Origin of the sequence: Dissulfurirhabdus thermomarina (assembly GCF_012979235.1) — a bacterium.
GTDB classification, from domain to species: Bacteria; Desulfobacterota; Dissulfuribacteria; order Dissulfuribacterales; family Dissulfurirhabdaceae; genus Dissulfurirhabdus; species Dissulfurirhabdus thermomarina.
The window spans coordinates 399,575-424,792 of record NZ_JAATWC010000001.1 but is presented as its reverse complement, the minus strand read 5'-3'; the positions used below and the strand labels follow the sequence as shown (position 1 = coordinate 424,792).

General features: G+C 71.5%; 27 protein-coding genes. 15 read left to right on the top strand and 12 right to left on the bottom strand.

Annotated features, from left to right (window positions below; genetic code table 11):
• Nucleotides 1-244 precede the first annotated feature (244 nt).
• Together HCU62_RS02030 and HCU62_RS02025 are read left to right on the top strand one after the other, a co-directional pair.
• Nucleotides 245-757 carry an FKBP-type peptidyl-prolyl cis-trans isomerase gene (locus HCU62_RS02030; RefSeq protein WP_163299110.1) on the top strand — a complete coding sequence of 171 codons (513 nt, stop codon included), beginning with the start codon at nucleotides 245-247 and terminating at the stop codon, nucleotides 755-757.
• Between the two features lie 106 nt (nucleotides 758-863).
• Entirely contained in the window at nucleotides 864-1,454 is a 591-nt protein-coding gene (locus HCU62_RS02025) for a flavodoxin family protein (protein ID WP_163299111.1), read from the top strand.
• Here the strand turns inward: HCU62_RS02025 and HCU62_RS02020 are convergent.
• Nucleotides 1,451-3,277 carry a GAF domain-containing sensor histidine kinase gene (locus HCU62_RS02020; RefSeq protein ID WP_163299112.1) on the bottom strand — a complete coding sequence of 609 codons (1,827 nt, stop codon included), beginning with the start codon at nucleotides 3,275-3,277 and terminating at the stop codon, nucleotides 1,451-1,453. The two genes, HCU62_RS02025 and HCU62_RS02020, sit on opposite strands and share 4 nt — an antisense overlap.
• A gap of 349 nt (nucleotides 3,278-3,626) precedes the next feature.
• Between HCU62_RS02020 and HCU62_RS02015 the strand changes: the two genes are divergently transcribed.
• Both HCU62_RS02015 and HCU62_RS02010 read left to right on the top strand, forming a co-directional pair.
• Nucleotides 3,627-3,872, top strand: a complete 246-nt coding sequence (locus tag HCU62_RS02015; protein ID WP_163299109.1) for a hypothetical protein — start codon at nucleotides 3,627-3,629, stop codon at nucleotides 3,870-3,872.
• Between the two features lie 82 nt (nucleotides 3,873-3,954).
• Nucleotides 3,955-4,314, top strand: a complete 360-nt coding sequence (locus tag HCU62_RS02010; protein WP_163299113.1) for a PilZ domain-containing protein — start codon at nucleotides 3,955-3,957, stop codon at nucleotides 4,312-4,314.
• A gap of 148 nt (nucleotides 4,315-4,462) precedes the next feature.
• Here HCU62_RS02010 and HCU62_RS02005 read toward each other — a convergent pair whose 3' ends face one another.
• The gene (locus HCU62_RS02005) at nucleotides 4,463-4,996 is read right to left on the bottom strand and encodes a C-GCAxxG-C-C family protein (RefSeq protein WP_163299114.1); all 534 of its coding nucleotides are present in this window, start codon (nucleotides 4,994-4,996) and stop codon (nucleotides 4,463-4,465) included.
• Entirely contained in the window at nucleotides 4,989-6,029 is a 1,041-nt protein-coding gene (locus HCU62_RS02000; RefSeq protein ID WP_163299115.1) for a zinc-dependent alcohol dehydrogenase family protein, read from the bottom strand. Before HCU62_RS02000 ends, HCU62_RS02005 begins: the two co-directional genes overlap by 8 nt.
• 199 nt (nucleotides 6,030-6,228) lie before the next feature.
• Between HCU62_RS02000 and HCU62_RS01995 the strand changes: the two genes are divergently transcribed.
• From HCU62_RS01995 to scpB, 5 genes are all read left to right on the top strand, one after another.
• The gene (locus HCU62_RS01995) at nucleotides 6,229-6,891 is read left to right on the top strand and encodes a hypothetical protein (RefSeq protein WP_163299116.1); all 663 of its coding nucleotides are present in this window, start codon (nucleotides 6,229-6,231) and stop codon (nucleotides 6,889-6,891) included.
• A 247-nt stretch (nucleotides 6,892-7,138) separates the two neighbouring features.
• The gene (gene iorA / locus HCU62_RS01990) at nucleotides 7,139-8,836 is read left to right on the top strand and encodes an indolepyruvate ferredoxin oxidoreductase subunit alpha (protein ID WP_163299117.1); all 1,698 of its coding nucleotides are present in this window, start codon (nucleotides 7,139-7,141) and stop codon (nucleotides 8,834-8,836) included.
• Nucleotides 8,833-9,438, top strand: coding sequence for an indolepyruvate oxidoreductase subunit beta (locus HCU62_RS01985; protein ID WP_163299118.1), 606 nt, complete (start codon nucleotides 8,833-8,835; stop codon nucleotides 9,436-9,438). Before iorA ends, HCU62_RS01985 begins: the two co-directional genes overlap by 4 nt.
• Nucleotides 9,435-9,734, top strand: a complete 300-nt coding sequence (locus HCU62_RS01980; protein ID WP_163299119.1) for a hypothetical protein — start codon at nucleotides 9,435-9,437, stop codon at nucleotides 9,732-9,734. The genes HCU62_RS01985 and HCU62_RS01980 overlap by 4 nt, the downstream gene beginning before the upstream one ends.
• Nucleotides 9,735-9,760: 26 nt before the next feature.
• Complete coding sequence (gene scpB, locus HCU62_RS01975; RefSeq protein WP_163299816.1) at nucleotides 9,761-10,354, top strand: SMC-Scp complex subunit ScpB; 594 nt, start codon at nucleotides 9,761-9,763, stop codon at nucleotides 10,352-10,354.
• Nucleotides 10,355-10,370: 16 nt separating this feature from the next.
• Here scpB and eno read toward each other — a convergent pair whose 3' ends face one another.
• A complete protein-coding gene (eno, locus tag HCU62_RS01970; RefSeq protein WP_163299823.1) occupies nucleotides 10,371-11,654 on the bottom strand; it encodes a phosphopyruvate hydratase in 1,284 nt (427 codons plus the stop codon).
• Between the two features lie 210 nt (nucleotides 11,655-11,864).
• Here eno and HCU62_RS01965 point away from each other — a divergent pair, with 210 nt between their 5' ends.
• The 4 genes from HCU62_RS01965 to thrC all read left to right on the top strand — a co-directional run bounded on the left by HCU62_RS01965 (nucleotide 11,865) and on the right by thrC (nucleotide 15,679).
• Entirely contained in the window at nucleotides 11,865-12,062 is a 198-nt protein-coding gene (locus HCU62_RS01965) for a CooT family nickel-binding protein (protein WP_163299826.1), read from the top strand.
• Between the two features lie 89 nt (nucleotides 12,063-12,151).
• Nucleotides 12,152-13,915: a diguanylate cyclase gene (locus HCU62_RS01960; protein ID WP_169755382.1), complete on the top strand. Its 1,764-nt coding sequence runs from the start codon at nucleotides 12,152-12,154 to the stop codon at nucleotides 13,913-13,915.
• A 109-nt stretch (nucleotides 13,916-14,024) separates the two neighbouring features.
• Entirely contained in the window at nucleotides 14,025-14,282 is a 258-nt protein-coding gene (locus HCU62_RS01955; RefSeq protein ID WP_163299646.1) for a DUF8180 domain-containing protein, read from the top strand.
• Nucleotides 14,279-15,679: a threonine synthase gene (gene thrC / locus HCU62_RS01950; protein WP_163299651.1), complete on the top strand. Its 1,401-nt coding sequence runs from the start codon at nucleotides 14,279-14,281 to the stop codon at nucleotides 15,677-15,679. The genes HCU62_RS01955 and thrC overlap by 4 nt, the downstream gene beginning before the upstream one ends.
• Before the next feature lie 33 nt (nucleotides 15,680-15,712).
• Here the strand turns inward: thrC and HCU62_RS01945 are convergent, their stop codons facing one another.
• The 3 genes from HCU62_RS01945 to HCU62_RS01935 all read right to left on the bottom strand — a co-directional run bounded on the left by HCU62_RS01945 (nucleotide 15,713) and on the right by HCU62_RS01935 (nucleotide 18,371).
• Entirely contained in the window at nucleotides 15,713-17,275 is a 1,563-nt protein-coding gene (locus tag HCU62_RS01945) for an ASKHA domain-containing protein (protein ID WP_169755381.1), read from the bottom strand.
• 289 nt (nucleotides 17,276-17,564) lie between these two features.
• On the bottom strand, nucleotides 17,565-17,942 hold the full coding sequence (locus HCU62_RS01940) for a PilZ domain-containing protein (RefSeq protein WP_163299971.1): 378 nt from the start codon (nucleotides 17,940-17,942) through the stop codon (nucleotides 17,565-17,567).
• Nucleotides 17,943-17,966: 24 nt separating this feature from the next.
• On the bottom strand, nucleotides 17,967-18,371 hold the full coding sequence (locus HCU62_RS01935) for a PilZ domain-containing protein (RefSeq protein WP_246325174.1): 405 nt from the start codon (nucleotides 18,369-18,371) through the stop codon (nucleotides 17,967-17,969).
• A 485-nt stretch (nucleotides 18,372-18,856) separates the two neighbouring features.
• On the opposite strand from HCU62_RS01935, the gene HCU62_RS01930 reads away from it, so the two are divergent.
• Nucleotides 18,857-19,603 (top strand): rhodanese-like domain-containing protein, encoded by a 747-nt coding sequence (locus tag HCU62_RS01930; RefSeq protein WP_163299890.1) that lies wholly within the window; start codon nucleotides 18,857-18,859, stop codon nucleotides 19,601-19,603.
• 57 nt (nucleotides 19,604-19,660) lie between these two features.
• Here HCU62_RS01930 and HCU62_RS12440 read toward each other — a convergent pair whose 3' ends face one another.
• Entirely contained in the window at nucleotides 19,661-20,632 is a 972-nt protein-coding gene (locus tag HCU62_RS12440; protein WP_169755379.1) for a biotin--[acetyl-CoA-carboxylase] ligase, read from the bottom strand.
• 21 nt (nucleotides 20,633-20,653) lie between these two features.
• On the opposite strand from HCU62_RS12440, the gene amrB reads away from it, so the two are divergent.
• On the top strand, nucleotides 20,654-21,457 hold the full coding sequence (amrB, locus tag HCU62_RS01920; RefSeq protein WP_169755378.1) for an AmmeMemoRadiSam system protein B: 804 nt from the start codon (nucleotides 20,654-20,656) through the stop codon (nucleotides 21,455-21,457).
• Here the strand turns inward: amrB and bioB are convergent.
• The 4 genes from bioB to HCU62_RS01900 are packed head-to-tail and all read right to left on the bottom strand — an operon-like array spanning nucleotide 21,447 to nucleotide 25,208.
• The gene (gene bioB, locus HCU62_RS01915) at nucleotides 21,447-22,412 is read right to left on the bottom strand and encodes a biotin synthase BioB (RefSeq protein WP_169755377.1); all 966 of its coding nucleotides are present in this window, start codon (nucleotides 22,410-22,412) and stop codon (nucleotides 21,447-21,449) included. The two genes, amrB and bioB, sit on opposite strands and share 11 nt — an antisense overlap.
• Nucleotides 22,409-23,755 (bottom strand): adenosylmethionine--8-amino-7-oxononanoate transaminase, encoded by a 1,347-nt coding sequence (gene bioA / locus HCU62_RS01910; RefSeq protein WP_169755376.1) that lies wholly within the window; start codon nucleotides 23,753-23,755, stop codon nucleotides 22,409-22,411. Before bioA ends, bioB begins: the two co-directional genes overlap by 4 nt.
• Entirely contained in the window at nucleotides 23,752-24,447 is a 696-nt protein-coding gene (gene bioD, locus HCU62_RS01905; RefSeq protein WP_169755375.1) for a dethiobiotin synthase, read from the bottom strand. Before bioD ends, bioA begins: the two co-directional genes overlap by 4 nt.
• Nucleotides 24,435-25,208 (bottom strand): methyltransferase domain-containing protein, encoded by a 774-nt coding sequence (locus tag HCU62_RS01900; protein ID WP_163299202.1) that lies wholly within the window; start codon nucleotides 25,206-25,208, stop codon nucleotides 24,435-24,437. The genes bioD and HCU62_RS01900 overlap by 13 nt, the downstream gene beginning before the upstream one ends.
• Between the last annotated feature and the right edge of the window lie 10 nt (nucleotides 25,209-25,218).

The window sequence follows — 25,218 nt, the reverse complement described above, 5'->3', positions numbered from 1 at the left end:
GACCGGGAAGGTGCCGCCAGGATGCACGTGGCCGGCGGCAAGCCGGGCGAAAAAAAATTTGCGCACCGGGCGGGGCCTGTCAAGGCCCGGGGGGCGGGGGCTCCGGGGGCCGGAACCGGCATGGCCCCGGCCTGCCGGTGTTGACCTTTGCCGGCCCGGCCACTATGGTGGATTAAGTACACGCAGCGGCCCGGGCCCAGGGGCGCCCCTCCTGGTCCGGGAACATTTTTAAGGAGAAGATGTCATGAAAATCGCGGATCGCACCTACGTCGCCATCGACTACACACTGGCCCTCGATTCCGGAGAGGTCATCGACCGGTCGGAACCCGGCTCTCCGCTGGGCTTCATCACCGGGGTGGGCCAGATCATTCCCGGCCTCGAGCGGCAGCTCATGGGCATGGAGGCCGGCCAGAACGCGCAGATCACCGTGGAGGCGGCGGAGGCCTACGGGGAACGCAACGAGGCCCTCTACCGGGAGATCCCCCGCCAGCAGTTTCCCTCGGACATCGAGGTGCAGGCCGGGATGAACTTCGAGACCATGGGGCCGAGTGGTCCCATCCGGTTCACCGTCCGTTCTGTCACCGACGAGATGGTGGTGGCCGACTTCAACCATCCCCTGGCCGGGGAACGGCTCCACTTCGACATCACCGTGAGCGAGGTCCGGGAGCCCAGCGAGGCGGAGATGGCCGCCCTGGCGGGTCTGGGCGGCTGCGCCTCCGGCGCCTGTGACAGCGGGTGCGGCGGGGGATGTTGCTGACGCCTCCCCGGCGCCTGCCTGCCACCTGCCATCACCGGCGAGGGCCGCATCCCGTGGCCCTCGCCTTTTTCGTGCGCCGGGGGGTCGGCGCCCACGCCCGGGCCCGGTGACCTCCCCGCCCGCCGTCGCCGTCTTCGGGAGCCCGCGCCGGGAGGGGAACACCGCCCGCCTCCTCCGGGAGGCGGTGGCCGGGGCCCGGGAGTCCGGCCTGGAGGTCCGGGAGGTCTTCCTCCGGGATCTCCGCATGTCCCCCTGTCTCGAGCTCTACGGGTGCCGGGCGGAGGGCCGATGCGTGATCGAGGATGACTTCGGCCCCCTGGCCCGGGAACTGGCCGGCGCCCGGGCCATCCTGCTCGCCTCGCCCATCTTCTTCTACACCGTGAGCGCCCAGGTGAAGATCCTCATGGACCGGTGCCAGTCCCTCTGGGTGAAGAAATACTGGATCGAGAAGGCCCCCTTCGGCCGCAAGGACCCCTCCAAGCGGGGGCTCTTCGTCTCGGCGGGGGCCAGCACCGGCGAACGCCTCTTCGACGGGGCCGTGTTGAGCGTCCGCTACTTCCTCGACGTCTTCGACATGCCCCTCTGGAAGACCCTGCTCTACCGGGGCCTCGACCTCGAGGGCGACGTCCTGGCCCATCCCGAGTACCTGGAGGAGGCCAGAGCCGCCGGCAGGGCCCTGGCCGCGGAACTCGCCTAGCCCGCCCCCGCGCCCCCTTCCACCAAGGGCAGGCAGACCCGGAAGACGGTCTCCCCCGTCTCGGTCCATACCTCCATGCGGCCGTGGTTGGCCTGGACGAATCGGGTGATGATGTTGAGGCCCCGGCCCCGGACCTGCCCGCGCCGGACCTGGTCGATGTGCTCCGCCGGTATCTCTCCGGTGTTGCGGAGCTCGAGGCAGGCCCGGCGCCCGTCCCGGAAGACGCGCATGGCGATCCGCCCGCCCTCCTCCGGGACCGCCTTGGTGGCGTTGTTCAGGAGGTTGTCGAGGACGCGCTCGAGGCCGAAGCGGGGGCAGAACACCAGGAGGCCGGGCTCGACCTCCGGCGGCTCCATCCGGAGGCGCGTCCGGCGCGACTCCCGGACCACCTCCTCGTTGATCCGGTAGCGGTCGAGGGCCACCCGGCCCAGGTCCAGGGCCTCTTCACGCCCCTCCGCGGTCATGCCGATGGCGAGGTCCTGGAGGCGGACCGTCTCGCGCACCACGATGTCGAGGTAGCCCTTGAGCCGCTCCCGCACCGCCTCGAGGTCGGGCTCGGCGTCCAGCAGCCGGCGGGCCCGCCCGGCGAACCCCGCCACGGCCACCGCCGGGTTCTTGAAGTCGTGGAGAAGGTCGCCCAGGAACTCGAGCCGCGTGGCCTTCATGATCTCCTTGCCGAAGAAGGTCACCAGCTCGATCTCCTCCTCGGTGAAGGCCTCCTTCTGGTCCCCGGCGTAGAGGGTGATGAGGTGGCGGACGCGCCCCTTGACCCGGAGGGGGACCAGGAGGATGGAATGGATCTGGTGGGCACGGGCGAAGGCCCGCAGGCCCGGGCTGGTGAGGGGACTGGCCAAGGGATCCCGGACGAGCACGTAGGCGGGGGTGATCTTCTCCGTAGGGGTGTCCACGGGCCGCGGGGCCTCCTGCACCGCCCGCTCGAAGTAGGGATGGTGGGCCACGGTGAAGGTGTAGCCGGTCTCGTGGTAGGCGAGATCCGGGGGGTAGGCCGCCTCGAGGTGGATGTAGACGCCGTCGTCGGAGACGGTGAAGAGGGCGCAGCTTCGGACCTGGAGGAACCGCTCCAGCACCGGGATGAGCAGGATGAAGAGGTCCTTGAGCTTGATGCCCTCCCGGTTGCTGATCTTGACGAAGATCTCGTCGACGATCCGTTCCTTCCGGTCGTTGAGTTCCCGGAGGTCGAGGATCTTCTTCTTGGCGAGGACGTAGCTGACGCGACGGGCCATGAGCTCGGCCTGGAGGACCTCCAGGGGGCTGAAGCGCCGGTGGTCCGCCTCGTAGTAGATCTGGAGCGAGCCGAGGACATCGCCTTCCCCCTCGAAGAAGCTCGGGATGCGCAGGGGAACGGCCAGCAGGGACCGGACGCCGCGGCGGCGCACCACATCCTTGTCCCGGTAGTGGGGGGAGTCGAGGATGCTGGGGACCGGGATGCTCCGGTTCTCCCGCACCACGAGGCCGGCCACGGAATCGGCCACGGGCACCTCCCGCTCCCGGTCCGTGTCGGGGATGCCGAACCCGCCGAAACTGGTCATCTGGAGGGTCTCCGGGTCGAAGAGGCGGATGGAGGCCGCCTTGGCTCCCAGGCCCCGGACGATCCGCTCCGCCGCGATCCGGAGGATGTCCTTCAGGGGCAACCGCGGGTCCACGGCCATGACGGCCTCGGTCTCCCGGATGAGTCCGCCGAGGAAGTCCGCCAGGAAATCCTCTTCCAGGAGCTGGGCCAGGCGCTCCAGGACGTCCCCGGGGAGCGCCAGGTCCCGGATGCCGGGGTGAGAGGCGAGGAAACGTCGCAGCGAGGTCTTCATGGGCGGTCGTTTGTCCCGTCGGGCCCGGGCGGTGCGGGTGTCATGGCGGTCACCAATCCCTGCGGGACCTCGATCGGTCGCCGGCGCGGCCCGGCCGGGCGCATTGCGAGACGCCGTCGCGCCGCGCATGGGGCGGCCGGTGCCCGGCTACCCCGTCTCGGGTTCGATGAAGGTCCGCAAGTTCATGCTTATCAAAAAAATAACACAGATTCCCGCGGACCGTGGGGTTCCTTCACGGATCCCCGGCCCGGCACCCGGCAGGCGCCTTGAACCTGGACCCAACCCGATCTAAAGTGGGGTTCATCCTGTATCGTCTCGGCCATACGGCTGCAGACAGGGAGGAGGAACCATGACGGAAGACCGGAGGTTCACCTGCGCCATGTGCGGTTACACCGCCTCGGGTCAATTCACCGGCGACATCTGCCCCCAGTGCCACCAGACCTACTGGAAGTGCGCCAAATGCCACTTCCTCTTCACCGCCGAGTCTCCTCCCGAGGCCTGCCCCGGCTGCGGCGAGAAGTGCGACTTCCTCAACGCGACCTGTTATACACCGGAATGCGGGGGCCCGGGGCACATGGACCCCCGAATCGGCTGAAGGCGCCACCCCGGCACGCTTCTGGCAAGCTTTCCGGTGACCGGGCCGCGGGCGGCCCGGCAGTTCGACGCGGAGGATGCCGATGCCCCACCACCGCCCGTTACTCCGGATCGAGGGCCGGCGGGCACCCCGACGGCCCGCCCACGTGGAGATCAGCTACTCGGACGGAACGCGGCTCTATTCCGACTATACCCGGGACATCAGCCCCGGCGGCGTCCAGATCGAGACCTCGCGGCAGCCGCCCGCCGACCCCCGGCTGGTGGTCTCCTTCCAGCTCGCCGGACAGCCCGTGAAGCTCCAGGGCACCATCCGCTGGATCCGCCGCGACGGGCTCGCCCATCGCTTCGGGGTGGAGTTCGTGGCCATGCTGCCGGAAGACCGGGAGCGGCTCGATGCCCTGATGTGCGCCCTGGCCCCGGAGACGCCGGGGCGGGAATGCTGAGCGGCCGAAAAAGGTGACCCCGGCGTGGGGGCGCCGGGGTCGGGTGGAGAGAGGAGGAGTAAAGCTTGGTCTTGTTATCGGCCGCCCGAACGGCGGCCTTTAATTTTGTCCCTCCTCCGCCCAGCCCTCCCTGCCGGCGGCGCGGCCTTCAGGCAAGTCCCTCCAGGATATCCCAGAGGATACCGGCCGCGCGGCCGGTCAGCTCGTAGCACCGCTCCCGTCCCCCGCCCCGGCGGTAGGCCTTGACCTGGGCCCGGTCGGCCCAGTCCGAGACCCCGGTGATGTCCCGGCATTGGACCGAAGGGCAGCCGGGGACCACCTCCTCGCGGAAACGCCGGTGGTACTCGAGGGCCGCCCGCCGGACGGCCCGGTCGTCCTTGTCCCCGGGCCGGGCCCGGCCGCCCAGCTCGCCCAGGAGCGCCACCCCCCCGAGGAGGGCACCGCACGGTCCCCCGGTGGCCAGAACGCCTCCGCCGAAGAAGGCCATGGCCCGCACGAGCCCCGGGTTCTCCCTCCCGAGCCTTCGCTGGCCGGCGGTCACCACCGCCTGGGCGCAGGTGAAGCCTTCCCGCATGAGCGCCGCGGCCAAGGCCGCCATCTCGTCACGGCCGAGGGCGGCCCCCGCCGCCCCCGCCCCGCGGCGGCCCAGGAGACGGCCCAGGCAGCGCCGCAGGTCATCCATCCAAGGGTGCATGGCGTCCTTCCTCTCCATTTTCTCCTTCCCGGGGCGCCCCCGGCACCAGGACCGCCGCGCCCCGGATCTTTCCCCCGCGGAGGGCCGCCAGGGCCTCGTTGGCCGCCTCCAGGGGAAACACCTGCACCTGGACACGGAACGGTCTCCGCGCGGCCAGGGCGAAGAACTCTTCCCCGTCCCGGCGGGTGAGGTTCGCCACGGAGCGGAGGACCCGCTCCTCCCACAAGATCGCGTAAGGGAAGGCGGGAATGTCGCTCATGTGGATGCCGGCGCACACCACCACCCCGCCCTTGCCCACCGCTCGGAGGGCCGCCGGGACCAGGGCCCCCACGGGGGCGAAGATGAGGGCCGCGTCCAGGGGCTCGGGCGGCGCCTCGTCCGATCCGCCCGCCCAGGCGGCGCCGAGGGAACGAGCGAAGGCCTGCTTCGACCGGTCGCCGGGCCGGGTGAAGGCGAAGACCTCCCGCCCCTCCGCAACAGCCGCCTGGGCCACGATGTGGGCGGCGGCGCCGAAGCCGTAGAGCCCGACCCTGCGGGCCTCCCCCGCCGCCCGAAGGGCCCGGTGCCCGATGAGGCCCGCGCAGAGGAGCGGCGCGGCCGCCGTGTCCTCGTAGCCATCGGGGATGGGAAAGCAGAAGGCCTCGTCGGCCACGGCGTAGTCGGCGTAGCCCCCGTCGCGGTCGTAACCGGTGAAACGCGCCGCCTCGCAGAGGTTCTCCCGCCCGCTCCGGCAGTAGGCGCACCGGCCGCAGGTCCGCCCGAGCCACGGGATGCCCACCCGCGCCCCCGGACGGAAACGGCCGGTCCCGGGCCCCGCCGCCTCCACGATGCCCACGATCTCGTGGCCGGGCACGCGGGGGAGCCCCCCGCCGGAGAGCTCCCCGTCCACCACGTGGAGGTCCGTCCGGCAGACGGCGCACGCCCGGACCCGCACCCGGACCTGCCCGGGACCGGGCTCCGGAACCGGGCGCTCCTCGAGCCGGAGCGGCGCTCCATGCCGATGCAGCACCATGGCACGCATGGCCGCCCATTTTACCCTTTGGCCGGCGCGGGGCAACCGAGGCAACCACATCAATTATCTTTGTTTCTTGATATATAGAGATAATAACGATATTCGGATGTTATTGAGGATTAACATTGACTTTTGGCAGGTTTTGTGCAACTAAAGAGATTAAAGGGTGATTTGTCCCCAATACTTCCGCATCCGGTGCAGCCAGGAAATGCCGGTACCGACCTTCGAAGAGTGGATCCGGTGGGTCTTCGACCTCCCGGCCCCGGACCCCGCCTGGTTCTGGGAGGAGACGCCGCCGCGGCCGCGCCTCCTCACGCCGCCCCTGCGCACCGTGGTCTACCTGACCCGGCTCTTCCGCCAGCCGGACCAGTGGCTTCGCCCCTACTCCGAGGAACAGGTCTGCCGCGGGCTCTGGTTCCTGGCCGACTCGGCCTGCTCCGACCACCTGGGCGTCCTGGAAAGCCCGGAGGTCGCCGCCGAGGAAAAGATCCGCTGCGCCGAGGCCATGTACGGCCTCTTCGAGAGGCTCTTCGCCATCCACTGCTCCGACATCCTCGCCCACCGCATCGGCCCGAGATGCAACCCCATGAACGACATCTGCTACATGTGGTGGGAACTGGTGGACAAGGCCCGGCCGGAGCCCCCCGCCGATCCCGCCGTGGACCACGCCTGCCTCGCCGTCATGGCCAAGGCCCTGGAACTCCCCTCCCTGGCCTGCCTCGAAAGCGCCCTCCACGGCCTCGGCCACTGGCGCGGCCGGTTCCCGGCCGAGGTGGACGCCATCCTCGACGACTTCCTCCTGCACCGCCCGAACCTCGATCCGCCCCTCCTGCACTACGCCGCCGCCGCCCGCGAAGGCATCCTGCCCTGACCCCTCGAAACCCGGGGTCGATCCGGGGTTGAACCCCTCCCGCCGGAAAGGTATAGATAGGGACACGTGAACCCGTCGGCGCGACGACTTCCCCTTCCAGCCTGCCCAGGACGCCCCCTGTCGCCGAGCGGAACCGGCTGACCGGAGGGGCGTGGTGCAGGAACGGTCGTACAGGAGACCCCGGATGCGAAACGGCGCCCCGCGGCGGCCCGGGCCGGAGAGCCGGCCGAAAGACGAAACGAGGTCCATGCACTTCCTCCTCGGCAAGCCACCCGGTGACCGTCTCCTCCTCATGGGGAACGAGGCCATATGCCGGGGCGCCCTGGAGGCCGGGGTGGCGGTGGCGTCCGCCTACCCCGGAACGCCCTCCTCCGAGATCTCCAACAACCTCTTCGCCTTGTCGCAGGAGGCCGGCAACCGGCTCTACTTCGAGTTCTCGGTGAACGAGAAGGTGGCCATGGAGGTGGCGGCCGCGGCCGGGGCCGCCGGCCTCCGAAGCCTCACCTGCATGAAGCACGTCGGGCTCAACGTGGCCTCGGACGTGCTGCTCACCCTGGCCTACGTGGGGACCGAGGGCGGCATGGTCATCGTCACCGCCGACGACCCGGCCATGCACAGCAGCCAGAACGAGCAGGACAACCGGCTCTACGCCCGGTTCGCCAACCTGCCCATGCTCGAGCCCACCACGCCCCAGGAGGCCAAGGACATGACGGCGGCGGCCTTCGAGATCTCGGAGGCGCTCAAGCTGCCGGTCATCCTGCGGACCACCACCCGCACGAGCCACATGCGCGGCCCGGTGACCCTGGGGCCGATCCCCGCCGAGAAACGGACCCGGGGCGCCTTCCAGGCCGACTACATGCGGTGGATCCCCGTGCCCCTCACCGCCAAGATCCGCCACGGCATCCTCCTGGAGCAGATCGAGAAGGGACGGGATCTGGCCGAGGCCTCTCCCTTCAACCGGATCGAGGGCACCGGCCCCCTCGGGATCCTGGCCTCCGGCGCCGCCGCCTGCTACGTGGCCGACGCCATCCGGGAACTCGGCGCGGAGGACGAGGTCACCTTCCTGCGGCTCGGCTTCACCTTTCCGCCGGCCCGCAACCTCTTCCGGCGCCTCCTGGCCGGCACCGAGCGCGTCCTGGTGGTGGAGGAGCTCGAGCCCTTCCAGGAGGAGGCCCTCCGCCTCGTCGCCCAGGAGGCGGGCCTCGCCACTCCGATCCTCGGCAAGGGGACCGGCCACTTCACCCGGCTCAACGAGTACAGCCCGGCCGAGGTGACGCGGGTGATCGCCGAGCTGCTGGGGCGCGACCCGGCGCCCCCCGAGCAACCGGATTTTTCGGAGCTGCCCGAGCTGCCGCTGCGCCCGCCGAGCCTCTGCCCCGGCTGCCCGCACCACGCCACCTTCACCGCGGCCCGGACCGCCCTGGAGGAACTGGGGCTCGCGGAGCGGACCATCTACCCGGCCGACATCGGCTGCTACACCCTGGCGGTGCTGCCCCCCATCCAGATGTCCGACTACCTCCTCTGCATGGGCTCGAGCATCGGCACCTCCGCCGGGTTCTCCGTGGCCACGGACCAGAACGTGGTGGCCTTCATCGGGGACTCCACCTTCTTCCACGCCGGCATCCCCTCGCTCATCAACGCGGTCCACAACCGCCACCGGTTCTGCCTCGTCATCCTCGACAACAGCACCACGGCCATGACCGGTCACCAGCCCCATCCCGGGGCCACCCTCACCCCGCCCGGCTACGACCGCGCCGTGGTCCCCATCGAGCGCGTCGTCCGCGCCTGCGGGGTGGATATGGTGAAACGGATCGATCCCTACCGGACGGAAGAGGCCGTGGCGGCCTTCAAGGAGGCCTTCACCTCCGGTGCGCTCTCCGTGGTCATCGCCGAGGCGCCCTGCCTCCTCTACAAGAAGAAGCTGGCCGGGAGGGCAAAGGCATGAAGCGGCTCCGCGTGCTCTTCCGGGGGGTCGGCGGCCAGGGGACCCTCCTCGCCTCCCGCCTCCTCGGCGAGGCGGCCATGGAACAAGACATCCCCGTCCGGATGAGCGAGGTCCACGGCATGGCCCAGCGGGGCGGCGTGGTGGAATCGGCGGTCCTCCTCGGCGGGCTCGAAAGCCCCCTGGTGGCCGAGGGGCAGGCCGACGTCCTGGTGAGCTTCGAGCCGCTGGAGACCCTCCGGGCCTTGCCCAAGTGCTCCCGCCGCACCACCATCGTCACCAACACCCGGCCCATCCTCCCCTACACGGTGAAGAGCGGCCAGGCCGCCTATCCCGACGTGGAGGCCTGCCTCGACTTCCTGCGGCGGAACTACCGGGCCTGCCACGCCTACGACGCGGAGGCCGAGGCCGAGGCCATCGGCTCTCCCAAGGTGGTCAACGTCCTGCTCCTCGGGACGCTGCTCGGGACGGGCCTCGTCCCCCTGGAGCCCGGGCACCTCCGGGAGACCATCCGCGCCCTGGTGAAGCCCCGGTTCGTGGAGCTCAACCTGGCCGCCCTGGACCGCGGCCTCGCCCTCGCCGACGGGCGGGAGGCCCCCGCATGATCCGGCGCCGCCCACGCCCGTGGCATCCCGCGGCGGCCCTCTTCCTGGCCCTCGCGGTGCTCGCCGCCGGTCTCCTCGGTGCCTGCACCGAGCGCCAGCGGAAGAACCTGAAGCACCTCAAGTCCGACATCATCGGCCTCAAGCGCCGGGTCGTCCTCTACAACTGCGAGGGCGTCCCCATCCGGACATGGGAAGGACGCTTCAAGGTGGAGATCCAGGGCGGCTACCTGTCCTTCATCGACGAGGACGGAAAAGACGTGAAGATCAGCGGCACCGTGGTGGTGGAGGAGCTCTGACCTCCCGCCCCCCGGCCGCCCCCGACATGGCCACCCAGCCCCTCCCCTCCCTCGACGCCGTGCTCGACGCCCTCTTCTTCGTGGCGGAGCGCCCGCTCGCCCTGGCGGAGCTGGTGCGGATCCTCCCCGAGTTTCCCCCGGCGGAGATCCGGGCGGCCATCGGCCGCCTCGAGGCCAAGTACGGGGGAGAAAGCGGCGTCCGGCTCCGGGAGGCCGCGGGCGGCTGGCGTCTCGAGACCCGGGCGGACCTGAAGGACTGGGTCCTGCGCCTGAAACGGGTGACCCCCTTCCGGCTCAGCCGCGCGGCCCTCGAGACCATGGCCCTGGTGGCCTACCGCCAGCCCATCACCCGGGCGGAGATCGAGGAGATCCGGGGCGTGGACTCCAGCGCCACCCTGCGCCTCCTCCTCGACCGGAAGCTTCTCCGGGTGGCGGGCCGCAAGGAGGTCCCGGGCCGGCCCATCCTCTACGCCACCACGCGGCACTTCCTGGAAATCTTCGGGCTCAAGGACCTCGCCGCGCTGCCCGCCCTCGCGGACCTCGACCAGGAGGCGGTCCCGGACGGGGAACAGCCGGGGCTGCCCCTCTTCCGCCAGGAACCGCCCGGCGGCTGGGACTAGCCCGCCGCGGCCGGGCCTACCCCTTGCGGAAGGGGTTCTCGAACCGGGCCGCCGGGCCGAGCTCCCGCTCGATCTCCATGAGCCTGTTGTACTTGGCCAGGCGCTCGCTCCGGCTGGCGGACCCCGTCTTGATCTGGCGCCCGTCCATGGCCACGGTGAAGTCGGCGATGAAGGCGTCCTCGGTCTCGCCCGAGCGGTGGGAGACCACGTAGTTCCAGCCGGCCTCCCGGCAGAGCCGGATGGCGTCCACCGTCTCGCTCACGGTCCCGATCTGGTTCAGCTTGATGAGGACGGCGTTGGCCGTGCCCTCGGCGATGCCCCGCCGGATGAACCGGGGGTTGGTGACGAAGATGTCGTCGCCCACGATCTGGACCTTGTCGCCCAGGGCCTCGGTGAGCATCCGGAAGCCCTCCCAGTCGTTCTCGCCGAGGCCGTCCTCGATGGAGACGATGGGGTAGCGGGAGGCCCAGTCCCGGAAGAGCTCCACCATCTCCTCCCGGCTCTTCTCCCCCTCCCCGGAACGGGCGAGGCGGTAAGTTCCTCGGTCGCCGAAGGAACTCGCGGCGGGATCGAGGGCGATGGCGACGTCCTGCCCGGGGCGGTAGCCGGCCCGCTCGATGGCCTCCACGATGAGCCGGCAGGGCTCCTCGTTGCTCCGGAGGTCCTTGGGGGCGAAGCCGCCCTCGTCGCCCACGGCGGTGGCCGAACCCCGCTCCTTCAGGATCGCCTTCAGGGCGTGAAAGGTCTCGGCCCCGTAGCGGAGGGCCTCGGCGAAGGTGGGCGCCCCCACGGGCATGACCATGAATTCCTGGAAGTCCACGCTGGAGTCGGCGTGGGCCCCGCCGTTGAGGATGTTCATCATGGGGACGGGCAGCCGGTTGGCCTGGACGCCGCCGAGGTAGGCGTAGAGGGGGAGGCCCACGGCGGCCGCGGCGGCCCGGGCGGCCGCCATGGAGACCGAGAGGATGGCGTTGGCCCCGAGCTTCTTCTTGGTCTCCGTCCCGTCCAATTCCACGAGGAAACGGTCGATCTCCTGCTGGCGGGTGACGTCCATCCCCACGAGGCGGGGGGCGATGGTCTCGTTCACGTTGCGGACCGCCTTGAGGACCCCCTTGCCCCCGTACCGGCGCTTGTCCCCGTCCCGAAGCTCCAGGGCCTCGTTCTCGCCCGTGGAGGCACCGGAGGGCACGGCGGCGGAGGCGGCGGTCCCATCCTCGAGGACGATGGTGGTGCGAATGGTGGGATTCCCCCGGGAATCCAGGATCTCCATGGCGTCGATCTTCTGAATGCGGCGTGACATCGGCTCCCCCTGTGATTTGGCGTCTTGGCCCGGGACGTGGAAAGGCGGCGCGGCCCCGGGGCTGGCCAGATAATAGGCCGCGCCCCGCCGGGCCGTCAAGGCGGGCGAGGCCGTCCCCGGCGCCGCCGGCTTTGGCCCCCGCCGGGTTTGTGGTATCTTCTGGACGTGCCCCCGGGCGCCCGAGACGGCGCCCGGCAAAAGGAGCGCCCCATGTGTCAGTCCACCGTCTATCTCCGCAGGGACGGCCGGGAGGAAGAACTCCTCCGGGACGCCATCCTGGTCGAACCCTGCGAGGGGGGCACCCGGATCCAGGGCCTCTTCGAGGGGCCCCAGGTGGTGCCCGCCCGGATCGCCGTCATCGACCTCCTGAAGCACCGGGTCGTTCTCGAGCCGGAGCCCGCCCGCTGAAGGACACCCGCCGGCTTCAGGACCACCCGGATTCGGCCGATGAGGAAACCAGCGGTCCCGGGCCACGGACCGCGGCAACTTGGCGCCGAATGAAGAGACGATCCCTCTCCCGAATCCTCGCGGCCGCGTCGGCCGGGGCCCTCGCCGCCGGCCTGTGCGCCGCCGCCGGCCCCGCCCTGCGGGGAGCGCCGATCTTCCCGGCCCCGCCCGTTCCGTCGGGCCTGGCGGCCTTCGCCCTGGCCCTCGGCCTCCTGGCCCTGGGGGGGGCGCCCCTGGCCCTCGCCCTGGCCCGGGACGGCACCCCCGGCGCCGCCTGGGCCGCTCTCCCGGGCTGGGGCCTGGCCGCGGGCACCGTGGCCGGCCTCCTCCTCGCCGGGGCAAGCACCCCGTGGCCGCCCCTCTTCCAGGGCGCGATCCCGGGCCTTGCGGGGGCGCTGGCCTTCCTGGCGGTCCTCCGCCCCGGCCGCCCCGCCGAACCGCCTCCCCTGCAGAGCGGTATCGCCGTCTCGCTCCCCGCCGGAGAACCCGAGCCGCCCGCGCCCCCCGCCCCGGCCGCGCCGCCCCCGGAGACCGGGGCGGCCGCCGGCGAGGAAGAGGCCGAGCCCGAGCGGCCCCGGGTCCTCGTGGTGGACGACAGCCGCACCATCCGGCGCGCCATCGAGCGGAAGATCGAGTCGGCCCTGGGCTTCGAGGTGGCCTCGGCCAAGACCTTCGCCGAGGCCCGGGAACTCATCGAGTCCGGGGGGCGCTTCTTCGTCGCCATCCTGGACCTCAACCTCCCCGACGCCCCCGACGGGGAAGTCGTGGACTACGTGCTGGCCCGGAAGATCCCGGTCATCGTCCTCACCGCCACCTTCAGCGACGACGTCCGGGACCGGATGCAGGAGAAGAACATCCTCGACTACTTCGTCAAGGAAGGTGACATCGCCGAGAGCATCATCCGCCTCGTCCAGCGCATCCACGACAACCAGGGCATCAAGGTCCTCGTGGCGGAGGATTCCTCCTTCATGCGCCACGCCCTCCGCGCCCTCTTGGAAAACCTCCGGCTCCAGGTCCTGGAGGCCGCCGACGGCGAGGAGGCCCTCCAGGTCCTCGCCGACAACCCGGACGTCAAGGTGGTCATCACCGACTACCACATGCCGAAGATCGACGGCTTCGAGCTGGTGACCCGGATCCGCCGGGACCATCCCCGCGGCAAGCTCGCCGTCATCGGCATCTCCGCCTACGGGCACGGGGCGCTGTCGGCCAAGTTCCTCAAGAACGGCGCCGACGACTTCCTCGTCAAGCCCTTCCTCAACGAGGAATTCTACTGCCGCGTCAACCAGAACATCGAGCTCATCGAGAAGATCCGCCGCATCGAGGAGTCCTCCATCCGGGACCACCTCACCCGGCTCTACAACCGCCGCTACCTCTACGAGGCGGGGGGAAAGCTCTTCGAGAACGCCCGGCGGGGCAATCTCACCCTGACCACGGCCCTCCTCGACATCGATTTCTTCAAGGAGATCAACGACACCCTCGGCCACGACGCCGGGGACCAGGCCCTTCGCCACCTGGCGGCCTTCCTGGAGCAGAACCTCCGGACCGCCGACATCCTGGCCCGGTTCGGCGGGGAGGAATTCTGCATCCTCGCCACCAACATCCAGCCCGGGGCCGCCGCCCAGGTCTTCGAGCGGATCCGCCGAAGCATCGCGGAGACCTCCTTCCGGGTCCGGGGGAAGAACGTCAAGCTCCGGGTCAGCGTCGGGGTGGCCACCCGGCTCCGGGATTCCCTGGCCGAGATGATCACCCGGGCCGACGAGCTCCTCTACGAGGCCAAGAAGGCGGGCCGGAACCGGGTGGTGGTGGAAGACTGACCTTTCCCGCCGCCGGCATTGCCTTCGCCGGTCGTCCGGTTATGATGAGGGCATCCCCCCGCTTGCCGGTGCCGGGCCCCTGAAAACGCCACGAAAAGGGTTTCGATACATGACGGAAATCGAGAAGCTCCGGGTCCTCGTCCCCCACTGGATCGCCCATAACCGGGAACACGCCGCCGAGTTCGCCCGCTGGATGGAGGACTGCAAGTCGGCGGGCCACCGGGAGGTGGCCGTGGCCCTGGAACAGGCCCTCCTGGCCGCCCAGAACGTCACCACCGAGCTCGAGGGGGTGCTGGCCCTCCTCGGCGGACCGGCCGAGGGCGGCGGAGACGGCCACCCTCCCCACCCCCACTCGCACGAGCCATGAACTACCTGAGTACCCGGGGCCGAACCGCCCCCGTCGGCTTCAGCGAGGCGGTCCTCATGGGGCTCGCCACCGACGGGGGGCTCCTCCTCCCAGAGACCGTCCCGGAGGCGTCCCCGGAGACCCTCCGGGCCTGGCGGCGGCTCTCCTACACGGAGCTGGCCCTGGAGATCCTGGCCCTCTTCGCGGACGACATCCCCCGGCGGGAGCTGGACCGCCTCGTCCGGCGATCCTACGCCACCTTCGACACACCGGAGATCACCCCGGTGGTCCCGGTGGGCGACTTCTTCGTGCTGGAGCTGTTCCACGGCCCCACCCTGGCCTTCAAGGACGTGGCGCTCCAGTTCCTGGGCAACCTCTTCGAGTGGTTGCTCGGCCAGCGCGGGGAGCGGATGAACATCCTCGGCGCCACCTCGGGCGACACCGGCAGCGCGGCCATCTACGGCGTGCGCGGGAAGGAGAACATCCGCATCTTCATCCTCCACCCCCACGGCCGCGTCAGCCCGGTCCAGGCCCTCCAGATGACCACCGTCCCGGAGGACAACGTCTTCAACATCGCCATCCGGGGCACCTTCGACGACGGCCAGGCCATCATCAAGAGCATCTTCGAGGACCTCGCCTTCAAGGAACGCTACCGGCTCGGGGCCGTCAACTCCATCAACTGGACCCGGGTGGCGGCGCAGGTGGTCTACTACGTCTACGCAGCCCTCCGCCTCCAGGAGCGGGAGGGCGCCGACCGCGTCCACTTCGCCGTGCCCACGGGCAACTTCGGAGACATCTTCGCCGGCTACCTGGCCCGGCGGCTGGCGGGAGCCGCCATCGGGACCCTGGTGCTCGCCACCAACGAGAACAACATCCTCACCCGGTTCGTCAACGAAGGCCGCTACGTCCGGGGCACGGTGGTCCCCACCATCAGCCCCTCCATGGACATCCAGGTGGCCAGCAACTTCGAGCGCTACCTCTACTACCTCCTCGACGAGGACCCCGAGCGGGTCACCGAGGCCATGGCCCGCTTCGCCCAGAGCGGGGAACTGCGGGTCGGCTTCCGGGCGCAGGCCCGGGTCCGGGAGGACTTCGTCTCGGCCTCGGTGGGCGAGGCGGAGACCCTGGAGACCATCCGCCGGGTGTACGAGGCCCACGGCTACCTCCTCGACCCCCACAGCGCCGTGGGCGTCGCCGCCGCCGCGAAGTGCCGCGGGGAGCTCCCGCCCGGCCCCCTGGTCTGCCTCGCCACCGCCCACCCGGCCAAGTTCCCGGACGCCGTCCGCCGCGCCACCGGGCGCGACCCTCAGCGCCCCCCCGCCCTGCGCGGTCTCGAGGACCGGCCGACCCGCTGCGAGGTCCTCCCCGCGGACGAGCAGGTCATCCGGGACTTCATCGCCCGCCACGCCGCGGTGTGACCCCGGTCGTGGAAGGCCCGCCAGGGCGGCGGTTCAGCGCCCCTGGAGGCGCGCGGCCACGGAGGGGAAGCGCTTGAGGTCCGTGTGGGGCAGGAAGAGCGCGCCGGTGAGCTGGCTCATGAAGTCCCCCCGGACGTTCATCTCGAGGTAGGTGATCCGCTCCCGGAGCTCCTCCACCTCGGCCCGGGCGGACCGCCGGCGGAGTGCCGCGACGGCCCCTTCGCCGGCGGCATTGCCGAGGCCCTGGAACCGGTCGAGGGGCACGTCCGGCAGCATCCCGATGGCCACGGCGCGGGCGGGGTCGATGTAGCTCCCGAAGGCGCCGGCCACGTAGAAGCGCCGGATGTCCTCGAAGCCCACCCCCACGCTCTGGACCACCACGTTCAGGATGGTGTACATGGCCCCCTTGGACCGGATGAGGTTCTTGACGTCGCTCTGGCTGATGTAGACGGGGGTCCCGGCGCCGCCGGCCGCCTCGTCGGCCAGGACGTAGGCCCATTCCCCCCCGATCCGCCGCATGCGCCGGGGATCTCGTTCGGGGACGAGCTTCCCCGTCGGTTCCACGAGACCCGCAAGGAACATGGCGGCCAGGAGGTCGATGACCCCGGAGCCGCAGATCCCGACGGGCGGGCCGCCCCCGATGGTCCGGTAGGTGAGTTCCAGGGTATCGGGATCGATGTCCACCCGTTCCACGGCCCCGGGCCGGGCCCGGGTGCCGCAGGCCAGGATCCCGCCCTCGAGGGCCGGCCCGGCGGCCCCGGCGCAGGCCACCAGCCAGTCGCGGTTGCCGAGCACCACCTCGGCGTTGGTCCCCACGTCCACGAACATGGCCAGTTCCTCCCCCCGGTGGAGCCCCGCCGCCAAGAGCCCCGCCAGGATGTCCCCCCCGAAGTAGCTCCCCGTGTTCGGAAAGCAGTAGACCCACCCGCCGGGATGCGCCTCGAGGCCCAGCTCCCCCGGGCGCACCAGGTCGAAGCCCCCGGCCGCCGGGAGATAGGGCTCACGGCAGATGTGGCCGGGATCGAGGCCGAGGAGGAAGTGGCACATGGTGGTGTTGCCCGCAACGGCCGTGTAGAGGATGTCGGCGGGCTCCCCCCCGGCCTCGGCGGCGAGCGAGCGCATGGCCTCGTTGAAGAGGGAGACCACCTCCCGCTGGAGCACCCGGAGCCCGTCCCCGCGCCCGGCGAAGTGGATCCGGGAGAGGATGTCCTCGCCGTGGGCCGCCTGCGGGTTCGGATGCGAGGCCACCCCCAGGACCTCCCCGTCCCGGAGGTCCACCAGGTAAAAGACCACGGTGGTACTGCCGAGGTCCACGGCCAATCCGAGGGCCCGGGCCTCCGCCCCCGGCGGGGCCGCCCAGGCCACCTCCCACCCGCAGGGCCCGTCCACCACCGCGACCTGTACCCGGTAGCCGTGCCGGGGGAGCACGGCGGCCAGTTCCCGGCAGGCCGCGAGGGGAAGAGCGGGCCGGGCGCCCAGCTCCCGGGCGAGGGCCTCCCGGAGGCGGGCCTCGTGACTCCGGTTGTCGGACAGGGAAGGGGTGGGCAGGGCGAGTTCCATCACCCTGGCCACCGGGTCGAATGCGGTATCGTCCATCTCGGGTCCTGGGGCGCGGCCCGGCGGTCCCGCCCGGGCCTTTTCAGATGGCATCGAAAAATGCGCGGGCTGCTGTGGTGCTTCGGATGCCCTCGTCATTGCGGCGCACCCAAGTACGCCCCATTACTCCACATCCTCGCGCCTTGCATGTGGCGACTTTCGCTTGGCCATCCACTCAGAGGCCTCTTTTAGACGAGGCCATCATCCAAGGCCTTTCAAAAAAGAGAAGGCGCCCTTTCGGGCGCCCCGGGCGGACCACGGCGGCGGGGCCGCGGCCGTAAGGCGCGCCTTACGGGGACGCGGCCAGCTCCTCGTCGATCAGCTCGGGCCGGCCGGTGTTATAGTAAAGGATATTCTTCAGGTGGAAAAGGCTGTCGAGGTCCATTCCACGGAAGGCCACGGCCAACCCCTCTTCGTCCACCCGGGCCACCTCGCCCTCGATCCGGAGGCTGAGCTCCGAGCTGGTACCCGAAAGCCTGAGCTCCACCTCGCAGGCGGTCCCCACGGGGAACCTCCGGTCACAGTAGCAGTAGACCCCCCGGAGGCTGATGTCCCGGGTCCGGTCGCTCTCGATGGGCTCGAGCTCGCCCTCGAGGGCCCGGAGGACCACCGAGCGCCGGAAGGGCACCCGGACGTTCCGGCGGTTGTCCCGCGCGTTTCCCTTCATCTCCAGGCCTCCTCCCCCGCCCGGCTATCCATGGCTCCCCCGGGCGACCCCTCGAGGGGCGGGGGGGACCGGGGCCCGCGAATCGCCGTAGACATCTGCCGCCAGGGCCGTCAGTTCCTCGAGGATGTGCTCCAGGTGGAAACGGCTGTCCGAGTCCAGGGAGCGAAACCGGATCCCCATGCCCTCCCGGTCCCTGCGGACCACCTCCCCGTTCATGCGCAGGACCAGGTCGGAACTCATGCCGGAGAGGCGGAGTTCCACCAGGCAGGCGGTCCCCACCGGGAGCCCGCCCGGCGTGTAACAGTAAAACCCCGTCAGGCTGATGTCCCGGGTCCGGTCGCTCTCCACCGGGGGGGCGGCACGGTCCAAGGCCACCACCCGGGCCCTTCTCCGGAAGCGCACGCGCCGACTCCGTCGATGCTCGCCCATGACCAGCCCCCAGCTCCGGCGCGGCCACCCGCGCCGATCAAATTCATTGTCCGACAACTCCGCCCGGGAATCAAGAAAAAAGTACGGAAAAACCAGGGGCAAGCATCACGGCCGGGAAGGCCCGGGGCCGCCGCCCCACCCGCCGGTTGATCCCCGCGCCGGGTGCCGCACACCCCGTGACCGGCCGCATTGCATCGGTCGTTTTTCCAGGAAACACGAAGGAAGGAGCCATTCTCAAGTCGTTTTACGCATCATTTCCCGAATTCAAACAGCAATATTGAACAATTTCCAACGGGTACGCCAAGGTACATTTTTTATCGCGGGTCTTCCCGGTTCCGAAACAAGAAGAGGTGGATGGAGTCGTCTTTACCCGGATCCGGACCCCGGCGGTATGAACCCCGAACGGCGCAGGCGCCGCCCGGGTGCCGTCCGCCCGGACCGGAAACGCTGCCGGCGCATCCGCGCCGGGACAAGGAGGTACAGGCATGGGAAAGAGAACCGGCACACTGGCCATGGGCGCGTTGGTGGTCCTGGCATGGGCGGGGGCGGCGCTCGCCGTGGAGCTTCCGGCGCCCACCGGCCCGGAACACGTCTTCCACCCCATGGAGGTCACCGTGGGCGGCGCCACCTACTTCATCCCCGACCCGGCCTACAACGTCTGGCCGGGCCCCGGGGGCGTGGTGATCGACTGGACCGCCGGCGGCACCGTGGTCTATTCCGCGCCCTACGAGGCGGCGGCGGAGCTCCTCCGCCAGGACGGCGTCTACCTGGTGGACGTCCGCACCAAGGCCGAGTGGGTCTGGGTGGGGCACCCCGGCCCCAACAAGAAGGGCGAGGGGGCCTGGCTCGAGGGGAAGGTCTTCAACATCTCATCGGCCGTCTGCACCTATGACTCCACCAGCGGCACCTACCAGATCGTCCCCAACAAGTTCTTCACCAAGGACCTCATCCGGACCTTCGACGAGCTCGGGATCGTGGACCCGACCCTGATCACCATGTGCCGCAGCGGGCACCGGAGCGTGGCCGCCGGGGGCGAGCTCCAGGAACCCTCCAGCGTCCGGGCGGCCAAGAAGATCGAGGCCCTCGGGGCCTACCGGGTCCTGAACATGCTGACCGGGTTCGAGGGCGGCGCCGACGAGTTCGGCTACCGGACCCTCCCGGAGGGCTGGAAGAACCTCGGCCTCCCGTACAACAACTCCGGGGCCGGGGCCTATTACCACCCCGGACAGTAACGACCGCCTCGCCGGTCACCGCCGCCGCCCCCGGCCGCCCGCCGGGGGCGGCTCTCTTCATGCCGGGCCGAGGTAGCGGACCTCCCCGGTCTCCACCCGGAGTTCGACGCCGTCCTCCAGCCGGAGGAGGAGGGCGCCGTCCTCCGCCACGTCCCGGGCAAGGCCCGTCCCCTCCGGCGCCCGCTCCGCATCGAGCCCGTAGACCACCCGCCGACCCAGGGTGTCGGAGAGACCGCGCCAGGCCCGCACCACCGGGTTGGCCGGCGCCGCCTCAGGCCCCTCCAGGAGCCAGCCGGCCTCCCAGTGGTGAAGGAGCCCCACCACGTGCCCCGCCCGGGCCAGGATGTGGGCGGCCAGCGGCGCGATGGGCCAGCGGCGCCCGGTGACGCGCCGGAGCGAGGTGGCCTCGGGAGCCTCCGGCGGAAAGCGCCGGGCGTTCACGTTGAGGCCGAGGCCGAGGAGCAGGTAGGGCTGGCCGCTCCCCGGGGCGGTGAGCCCCTCCGCGAGGAGGCCCGCGGCCTTGCGCCCGCCGACGAGGATGTCGTTCACCCACCGGATCCGGGCCGGGACCCCCCACTCCCGGAGGACCTCGCAGACCGCCACCCCCATCCCGAGGCCGTAGAGCCCCCAATGCTCGGCGAGGAGCCGGGGCACCAGGGCGAGGCACAGGTAGATCCCCCCCCGCGGGGCCCACCACGCCCGGTCCATCCGCCCCTTGGCGCCCCGGAGCCGGCCCGCCCACCAGGCCACCCCGGACGGAAAGACCCGCCCCGCCCGGTCCGCCTCGAGAATGGCCGCCCGGGCGAGCGGCATGAGGCGCTCGGCGGCGGCCACGTACCGGACCCGGCGGGCCACCTCCGCCCCGCGCCGTTCCACGGCCTCCGCATCCTCCGGGGCGAGCCCGGCGCAAAGGACGCGGTCCCGGGCCCGGTAGGCCGCCACCAGCCGCTCGAGCGCCCGCGCCTTCTCCTCCGACCGCCTTGACAGGGTCTTCTCCTCGTTCCTATTTTGGATATAGGACCGTCTCACCTGCGCCGGGAGGGCGCCGCCATGATCCGCCAACCCGCCGTCGCCGGCCAATTCTACGATGCCGACCCGGCCCGCCTCAAGGCCGAGATCCTCTGCTACGTCGGCCCGTCGCCGTCCAACGAGCCCGCCGTGGCCGTGGTCGCCCCCCACGCCGGCTACCTCTACTCCGGAGCCGTGGCCGGCGCCGCCTATGCCCGGGCCGCGGTCCCGGAAACCGTCGTCGTCCTGGGGCCGAACCACACCGGCCTCGGCGCCCCCGCGGCGGTCATGGACCGGGGCACATGGACGACCCCGCTGGGCCGGGTCGCGGTGGCCGGGGACCTGGCGGACCTCCTCCTGGCCGCCACCGACCTCCTCCAGCGCGACACCACGGCCCACGTCTACGAACACTCGCTGGAGGTCCAGGTCCCCTTCCTCCAGGTACGCCAGCCCGCCCTCGAGATCGTCCCCATCTGCCTCTCCCACCTCCCCTACCCCGCCTGCCGGGAGATCGGGGAGGCCGTCGCCGCCGCCGTCCGGCGGTTGGGCCGGCCCGTCCTCCTGGTGGCCAGCACCGACATGACCCACTACGAACCCCGGCACCAGGCCGAGGCCAAGGACCGGCTGGCCATCGAGCGGGTCCTCGCCCTGGATCCGCGCGGACTCTTCGAGACCGTGGCCTCTCGGGGCATCACCATGTGCGGCGTCATCCCCACCACGGTCACCCTGGTGGCGGCGCTGGCCCTCGGGGCCACCGAGGCCGAGCTCGCCCGGTACGCCACCTCGGGGGACGTCACCGGCGACGACCGCCAGGTGGTGGGCTACGCGGGCTTCGTCATCCGCTGACTGGCCCGGCGCCGCGCATCCGGCCGATTTCCTCCCGCCACAGGGCCCGCATCTCCGCCACGAAGCGCCGGTCGTCCTCCACCGCCGCCCCGCCCACGGTGAGGTACCCCCCCACCATGAGGGCATCCGCCCCGGCCCAATAGGCGAGCCCCTGGAGACCCCCGAGCACCTGTTCCCGCCCGCCGCAGATCCGGATGGGGCGATCCGGGAGGGCGAGCCGGAAAAGCGCCACCGTCCGCAGGACCTCCACCACCGAAAGCGGAGGCCGGCCTTCGAGGGGGGTCCCGGCGATGGGCACGAGGAAGTTGAGGGGCACCGAGTCCACCTGGAGCCCGGCGAGTTCCACCGCGAGATCCATCCGGTCCTCCAGGGTCTCCCCCAGGCCGAAGACGCCGCCCGCGCACACCTCGAGCCCCGCCCGCCGGGCCGCCCGGACCGTGGCCACCCGCTCGGCGTAGGTGTGGGTGGTGACGATGCGCGGGAAGAACCCCTCCGAGGTCTCGAGGTTGTGGTGGTACCGGGAAAGCCCCGCATCGCGCAACGCGGCCAGCGCCGGGCCGTCGAGGATGCCCAGGGAGGCGCAGGCCTGGATGCCGACCCGCTCCCGGATCGCCCGGACGGCGACCGCCGCAAGATCCACCTCCCGTGGCGAGGCCCCCCGGCCGCTGGCCACCAGGCTGAAGCGTTCCGCCCCGGCGGCCCGGGCCCGCTCCGCCGCGCGCAGGATCTCGTCCAGGTCCTTGAAGGGGTAGACCGGGGCCCCCGTCCGGTACCGGGCCGACTGGGCACAGAAGGCGCAGTCCTCGCCGCAGGCCCCGGAACGCACGTTCAGGATGGCGCAGCACCCCAGGCGGTCTCCCCGGTGGCGGAGCTTGGCCTCGAGGGCCGCCTCCATAAGTTCCCGGAGCGGCCGCCGGGCCCACTCGGCCAACGCCGGCCGGCCGGGCCCGTTCACGCCGCCCCCTCCCGCCCCACCCGGGCCAGGACGCGCCCCGTCCGCTCCAGGATGTCCTCCAGCTCCGCCTCGGTCACGGAGAGCGGCAGGAAGAGGTAGACTACGTCGCCCAGGGGCCGGAGGATGAGCCCCTCCCGGAGCCCTGCCTTGTAGGCCTGCCACCCCGTCCGCCGTTCCGGCGGGAAGGGGGTCTTCCGGGCCTTGTCGGCCACGAGTTCCACGGCGGCCACCATGCCGATGCCCCGGACCTCGCCCACGTGGGGCAGCGCCTCGAAGCGCCGGGCCCCCTCCTGGAGCTGGCGCATCCGGGGCCGGGCCGCATCGAGGGCCCCCTCGTCGAAGAGCTCCAGGGAGGCCAGGGCCGCGGCCGCCGCCAGGGGATTCCCGGTGAAGGTGTGCCCGTGGAAGAAGGTGGTCCCCTTCTCGTAGTCGTCGTAGAAGGCGGAGAAGACCTCCTCGGTGGTGAGGGTGGCGGCCATGGGGAGCATCCCGGCCGTGAGCCCCTTGGAGAGACAGAGGAAGTCGGGGCAGACCCCCGCGTGCTCCAGGGCGAACAGCCGCCCCGTCCGCCCGAAACCCGTGGCCACCTCGTCGAGGATGAGGTGGACCCCGTGGCGCCGGGCCGCCTCGGCGACACCGCGGACGAAGGCCGCCGGGTGGACGATCATCCCCCCAGCCCCTTGAAGCATGGGCTCCAGGATGATCCCGGCGATCTCGTCCCCTCGCTCTTCCAGGAGCGCCTCGAGGGGGGCGAGGCAGTCCACGGCGCAGGTCTCGCGGGTCTTCCCGAGGGCACACCGGTAGCAGTAGGGAGCCGGCACCCGGAAGGCGGGCATCATGAGCGGGGCGTAGGGGCCGTGGAAGTTCGGCGTCCCCCCGAGGCTCATGGTGCCGATGGTGTCGCCGTGGTAACCCCGCTCGAAGCCCACGAACCGGGTGCGGCGCCGCTCGCCGCACAGGTGCCAGTAGTGGAGGGACATCTTGAGCGCCACCTCGCAGGCCGTGGACCCGTCGTCGGAGTAGAAGACCCGGGTGAGCCCGGGCGGGGTGAGGGCCACGAGCCGCTCCGCGAGCCGGATCGCCCCCTCGTGGGTGGTCCCGGCGAGGTGGACCTGGTCGAGCCGGTCGAGCTGGGCCTTGACCGCCGCGATGATCCGGGGGTGACGGTGACCGTGGAGGATGCACCACCAGGACGAGATGGTGTCGTAGTAGCGCCGGCCGTCCCGGCCGTGGAGGACGATCCCCTCCGCCCGGTCCACGAAGAGGAGGTCTTCCCGCTCGAAATCCTTCATCTGGGTGTAGGGGTGCCAGAGGCACCGCCGGTCCACGTCCATGAGGTTCATGCCCGCTCTGCCTCCACCAGGTCGCGGACCGCGCGGACGAGGGGCGCGGCCGCCGTGGCGGCGGCCTCCGGCCGGGCCACCCGGGGAATCGGCCCGAAGACCGCCACGCCGCCGAGCGCGGCCAGGGTCCGCCGGTTGTCCGCCGAGACGACGGGGTCCTCCCCGCCCTGGTCGTTCAAGATGAGGCCCGCCACGGGGATCCCCCGCCGGGCCAAGGCCTCCAGGGTGAGCAGGGAGTGATTCAGGGTGCCGAGTCCGCTCCGGGCCACCACCAGGGTGGTCGGCGCCAGCTCCGCTGCGAGATCCGCGAGGAGCAGCGACCGCGTCAGCGGCACCAGCGCCCCGCCCACGCCTTCGAGGATCACGACGTCCGCCCGGGCGGAAAGGCGCCTCGTGGCCTCGAGGAGCCGCCCGGGATCGATCGCGCGCCCCTCGGCCTCCGCCGCCAGGTGCGGCGAGGCGGGCAGAGAGAAGACACAGGGGGCCGCGTCGGACCCCGCCCCCGGCTCCGGGAGCCCCGCGGCCCGGGCGGCGGCGGCGACGTCCGCCGGCACCGTCCCCCCCGTGCTCACCCACTTCTGGACGGCCACCCGGAGCCCGCCGGCCGCGAGCCCCCGGGCCAGGAGCCCGCAGACGAAGGTCTTTCCCACGTCCGTATCCGTCCCCGTCACGAAGAGGATCACCGTGTCCACCCGTCGCAGTAGAAGACTTCGTACCCGGCCACCACGCCCCCGTGGCGCCGGCGGAAGGCCGCCTCCAGGCATTCGAGGCGGCCGCGGGTCAAAAAGACCCGCGCGCCCCCCGGACCGGTGACCCCGGTCTCCTTGAGCCGCCGGAGGAGTGTTCGGACGTCCGGGTAACGGCGCGTCACCCGGCGCCGGTCCACCCGGGCCCGGGCGAAGGCCTCCTCCAGCATCCCGTGGAGGGCCGGCCGGCCGGGAAACCCCCGGGCCGGGATGGGGACCTCCCGGCCGAAGACCGCCTGGAGGGCCTCGGCGAGCTCCGAGAGGGTGCCGGGCCCGAAGGTGGCGAAGGCGAGCCGCCCGCCGGGCCGGAGCAGGCGGGCGTAGCGGCGCAGGGCCGCGGCCGGATCCCGGAACCACTGGAAGGCCCCGCTGGAGGTTACCAGATCGTAACCGTCCCCGCAGGCCGGCGGGGCCGCCTCGGCGTCGCAGCGGTGGAACCGGACCCGGCCGCCAGCAGGGAGGCGGGCACGAGCCGCCCGGATCATCTCGTCGGCGAGGTCCACCGCCTCGATCCGGGCATCCGGGAAGGCGTCGTGGAGTAACTGTGTGTACAGGCCCGTCCCGCAGCCGATCTCCAGGATCCGGGGATAGGGGCCCGGGCCGAGGCGGGCGGCGAGGGCCCGAGCCACCTCGGCCTGGACGTCGGCGGCGCGGTCATAGGTGGCCGCCGCCCGGGCAAAGCGTCTTTCCAGTCCGTTTCGTTCCATGGGGCCTTGG

What these genes read in the sequence shown, in the direction of transcription:
- HCU62_RS02020 (WP_163299112.1), bottom strand. Translation starts at nt 3,277, where the DNA reads ATGAAGACCTCGCTGCGACGTTTCCTCGCCTCTCACCCCGGCATCCGG.
- HCU62_RS02010 (WP_163299113.1), top strand. Translation starts at nt 3,955, where the DNA reads ATGCCCCACCACCGCCCGTTACTCCGGATCGAGGGCCGGCGGGCACCC.
- scpB (WP_163299816.1), top strand. Translation starts at nt 9,761, where the DNA reads ATGGCCACCCAGCCCCTCCCCTCCCTCGACGCCGTGCTCGACGCCCTC.
- HCU62_RS01900 (WP_163299202.1), bottom strand. Translation starts at nt 25,208, where the DNA reads ATGGAACGAAACGGACTGGAAAGACGCTTTGCCCGGGCGGCGGCCACC.
- HCU62_RS02030 (WP_163299110.1), top strand. Translation starts at nt 245, where the DNA reads ATGAAAATCGCGGATCGCACCTACGTCGCCATCGACTACACACTGGCC.
- amrB (WP_169755378.1), top strand. Translation starts at nt 20,654, where the DNA reads ATGATCCGCCAACCCGCCGTCGCCGGCCAATTCTACGATGCCGACCCG.
- HCU62_RS01935 (WP_246325174.1), bottom strand. Translation starts at nt 18,371, where the DNA reads ATGGGCGAGCATCGACGGAGTCGGCGCGTGCGCTTCCGGAGAAGGGCC.
- HCU62_RS01940 (WP_163299971.1), bottom strand. Translation starts at nt 17,942, where the DNA reads ATGAAGGGAAACGCGCGGGACAACCGCCGGAACGTCCGGGTGCCCTTC.
- HCU62_RS01995 (WP_163299116.1), top strand. Translation starts at nt 6,229, where the DNA reads ATGCCGGTACCGACCTTCGAAGAGTGGATCCGGTGGGTCTTCGACCTC.
- bioA (WP_169755376.1), bottom strand. Translation starts at nt 23,755, where the DNA reads ATGAACCTCATGGACGTGGACCGGCGGTGCCTCTGGCACCCCTACACC.
- HCU62_RS01960 (WP_169755382.1), top strand. Translation starts at nt 12,152, where the DNA reads ATGAAGAGACGATCCCTCTCCCGAATCCTCGCGGCCGCGTCGGCCGGG.
- HCU62_RS01930 (WP_163299890.1), top strand. Translation starts at nt 18,857, where the DNA reads ATGGGAAAGAGAACCGGCACACTGGCCATGGGCGCGTTGGTGGTCCTG.
- HCU62_RS01985 (WP_163299118.1), top strand. Translation starts at nt 8,833, where the DNA reads ATGAAGCGGCTCCGCGTGCTCTTCCGGGGGGTCGGCGGCCAGGGGACC.
- iorA (WP_163299117.1), top strand. Translation starts at nt 7,139, where the DNA reads ATGCACTTCCTCCTCGGCAAGCCACCCGGTGACCGTCTCCTCCTCATG.
- HCU62_RS01965 (WP_163299826.1), top strand. Translation starts at nt 11,865, where the DNA reads ATGTGTCAGTCCACCGTCTATCTCCGCAGGGACGGCCGGGAGGAAGAA.
- HCU62_RS01945 (WP_169755381.1), bottom strand. Translation starts at nt 17,275, where the DNA reads ATGGACGATACCGCATTCGACCCGGTGGCCAGGGTGATGGAACTCGCC.
- HCU62_RS01980 (WP_163299119.1), top strand. Translation starts at nt 9,435, where the DNA reads ATGATCCGGCGCCGCCCACGCCCGTGGCATCCCGCGGCGGCCCTCTTC.
- HCU62_RS02015 (WP_163299109.1), top strand. Translation starts at nt 3,627, where the DNA reads ATGACGGAAGACCGGAGGTTCACCTGCGCCATGTGCGGTTACACCGCC.
- HCU62_RS02005 (WP_163299114.1), bottom strand. Translation starts at nt 4,996, where the DNA reads ATGGATGACCTGCGGCGCTGCCTGGGCCGTCTCCTGGGCCGCCGCGGG.
- HCU62_RS02000 (WP_163299115.1), bottom strand. Translation starts at nt 6,029, where the DNA reads ATGCGTGCCATGGTGCTGCATCGGCATGGAGCGCCGCTCCGGCTCGAG.
- HCU62_RS01955 (WP_163299646.1), top strand. Translation starts at nt 14,025, where the DNA reads ATGACGGAAATCGAGAAGCTCCGGGTCCTCGTCCCCCACTGGATCGCC.
- thrC (WP_163299651.1), top strand. Translation starts at nt 14,279, where the DNA reads ATGAACTACCTGAGTACCCGGGGCCGAACCGCCCCCGTCGGCTTCAGC.
- eno (WP_163299823.1), bottom strand. Translation starts at nt 11,654, where the DNA reads ATGTCACGCCGCATTCAGAAGATCGACGCCATGGAGATCCTGGATTCC.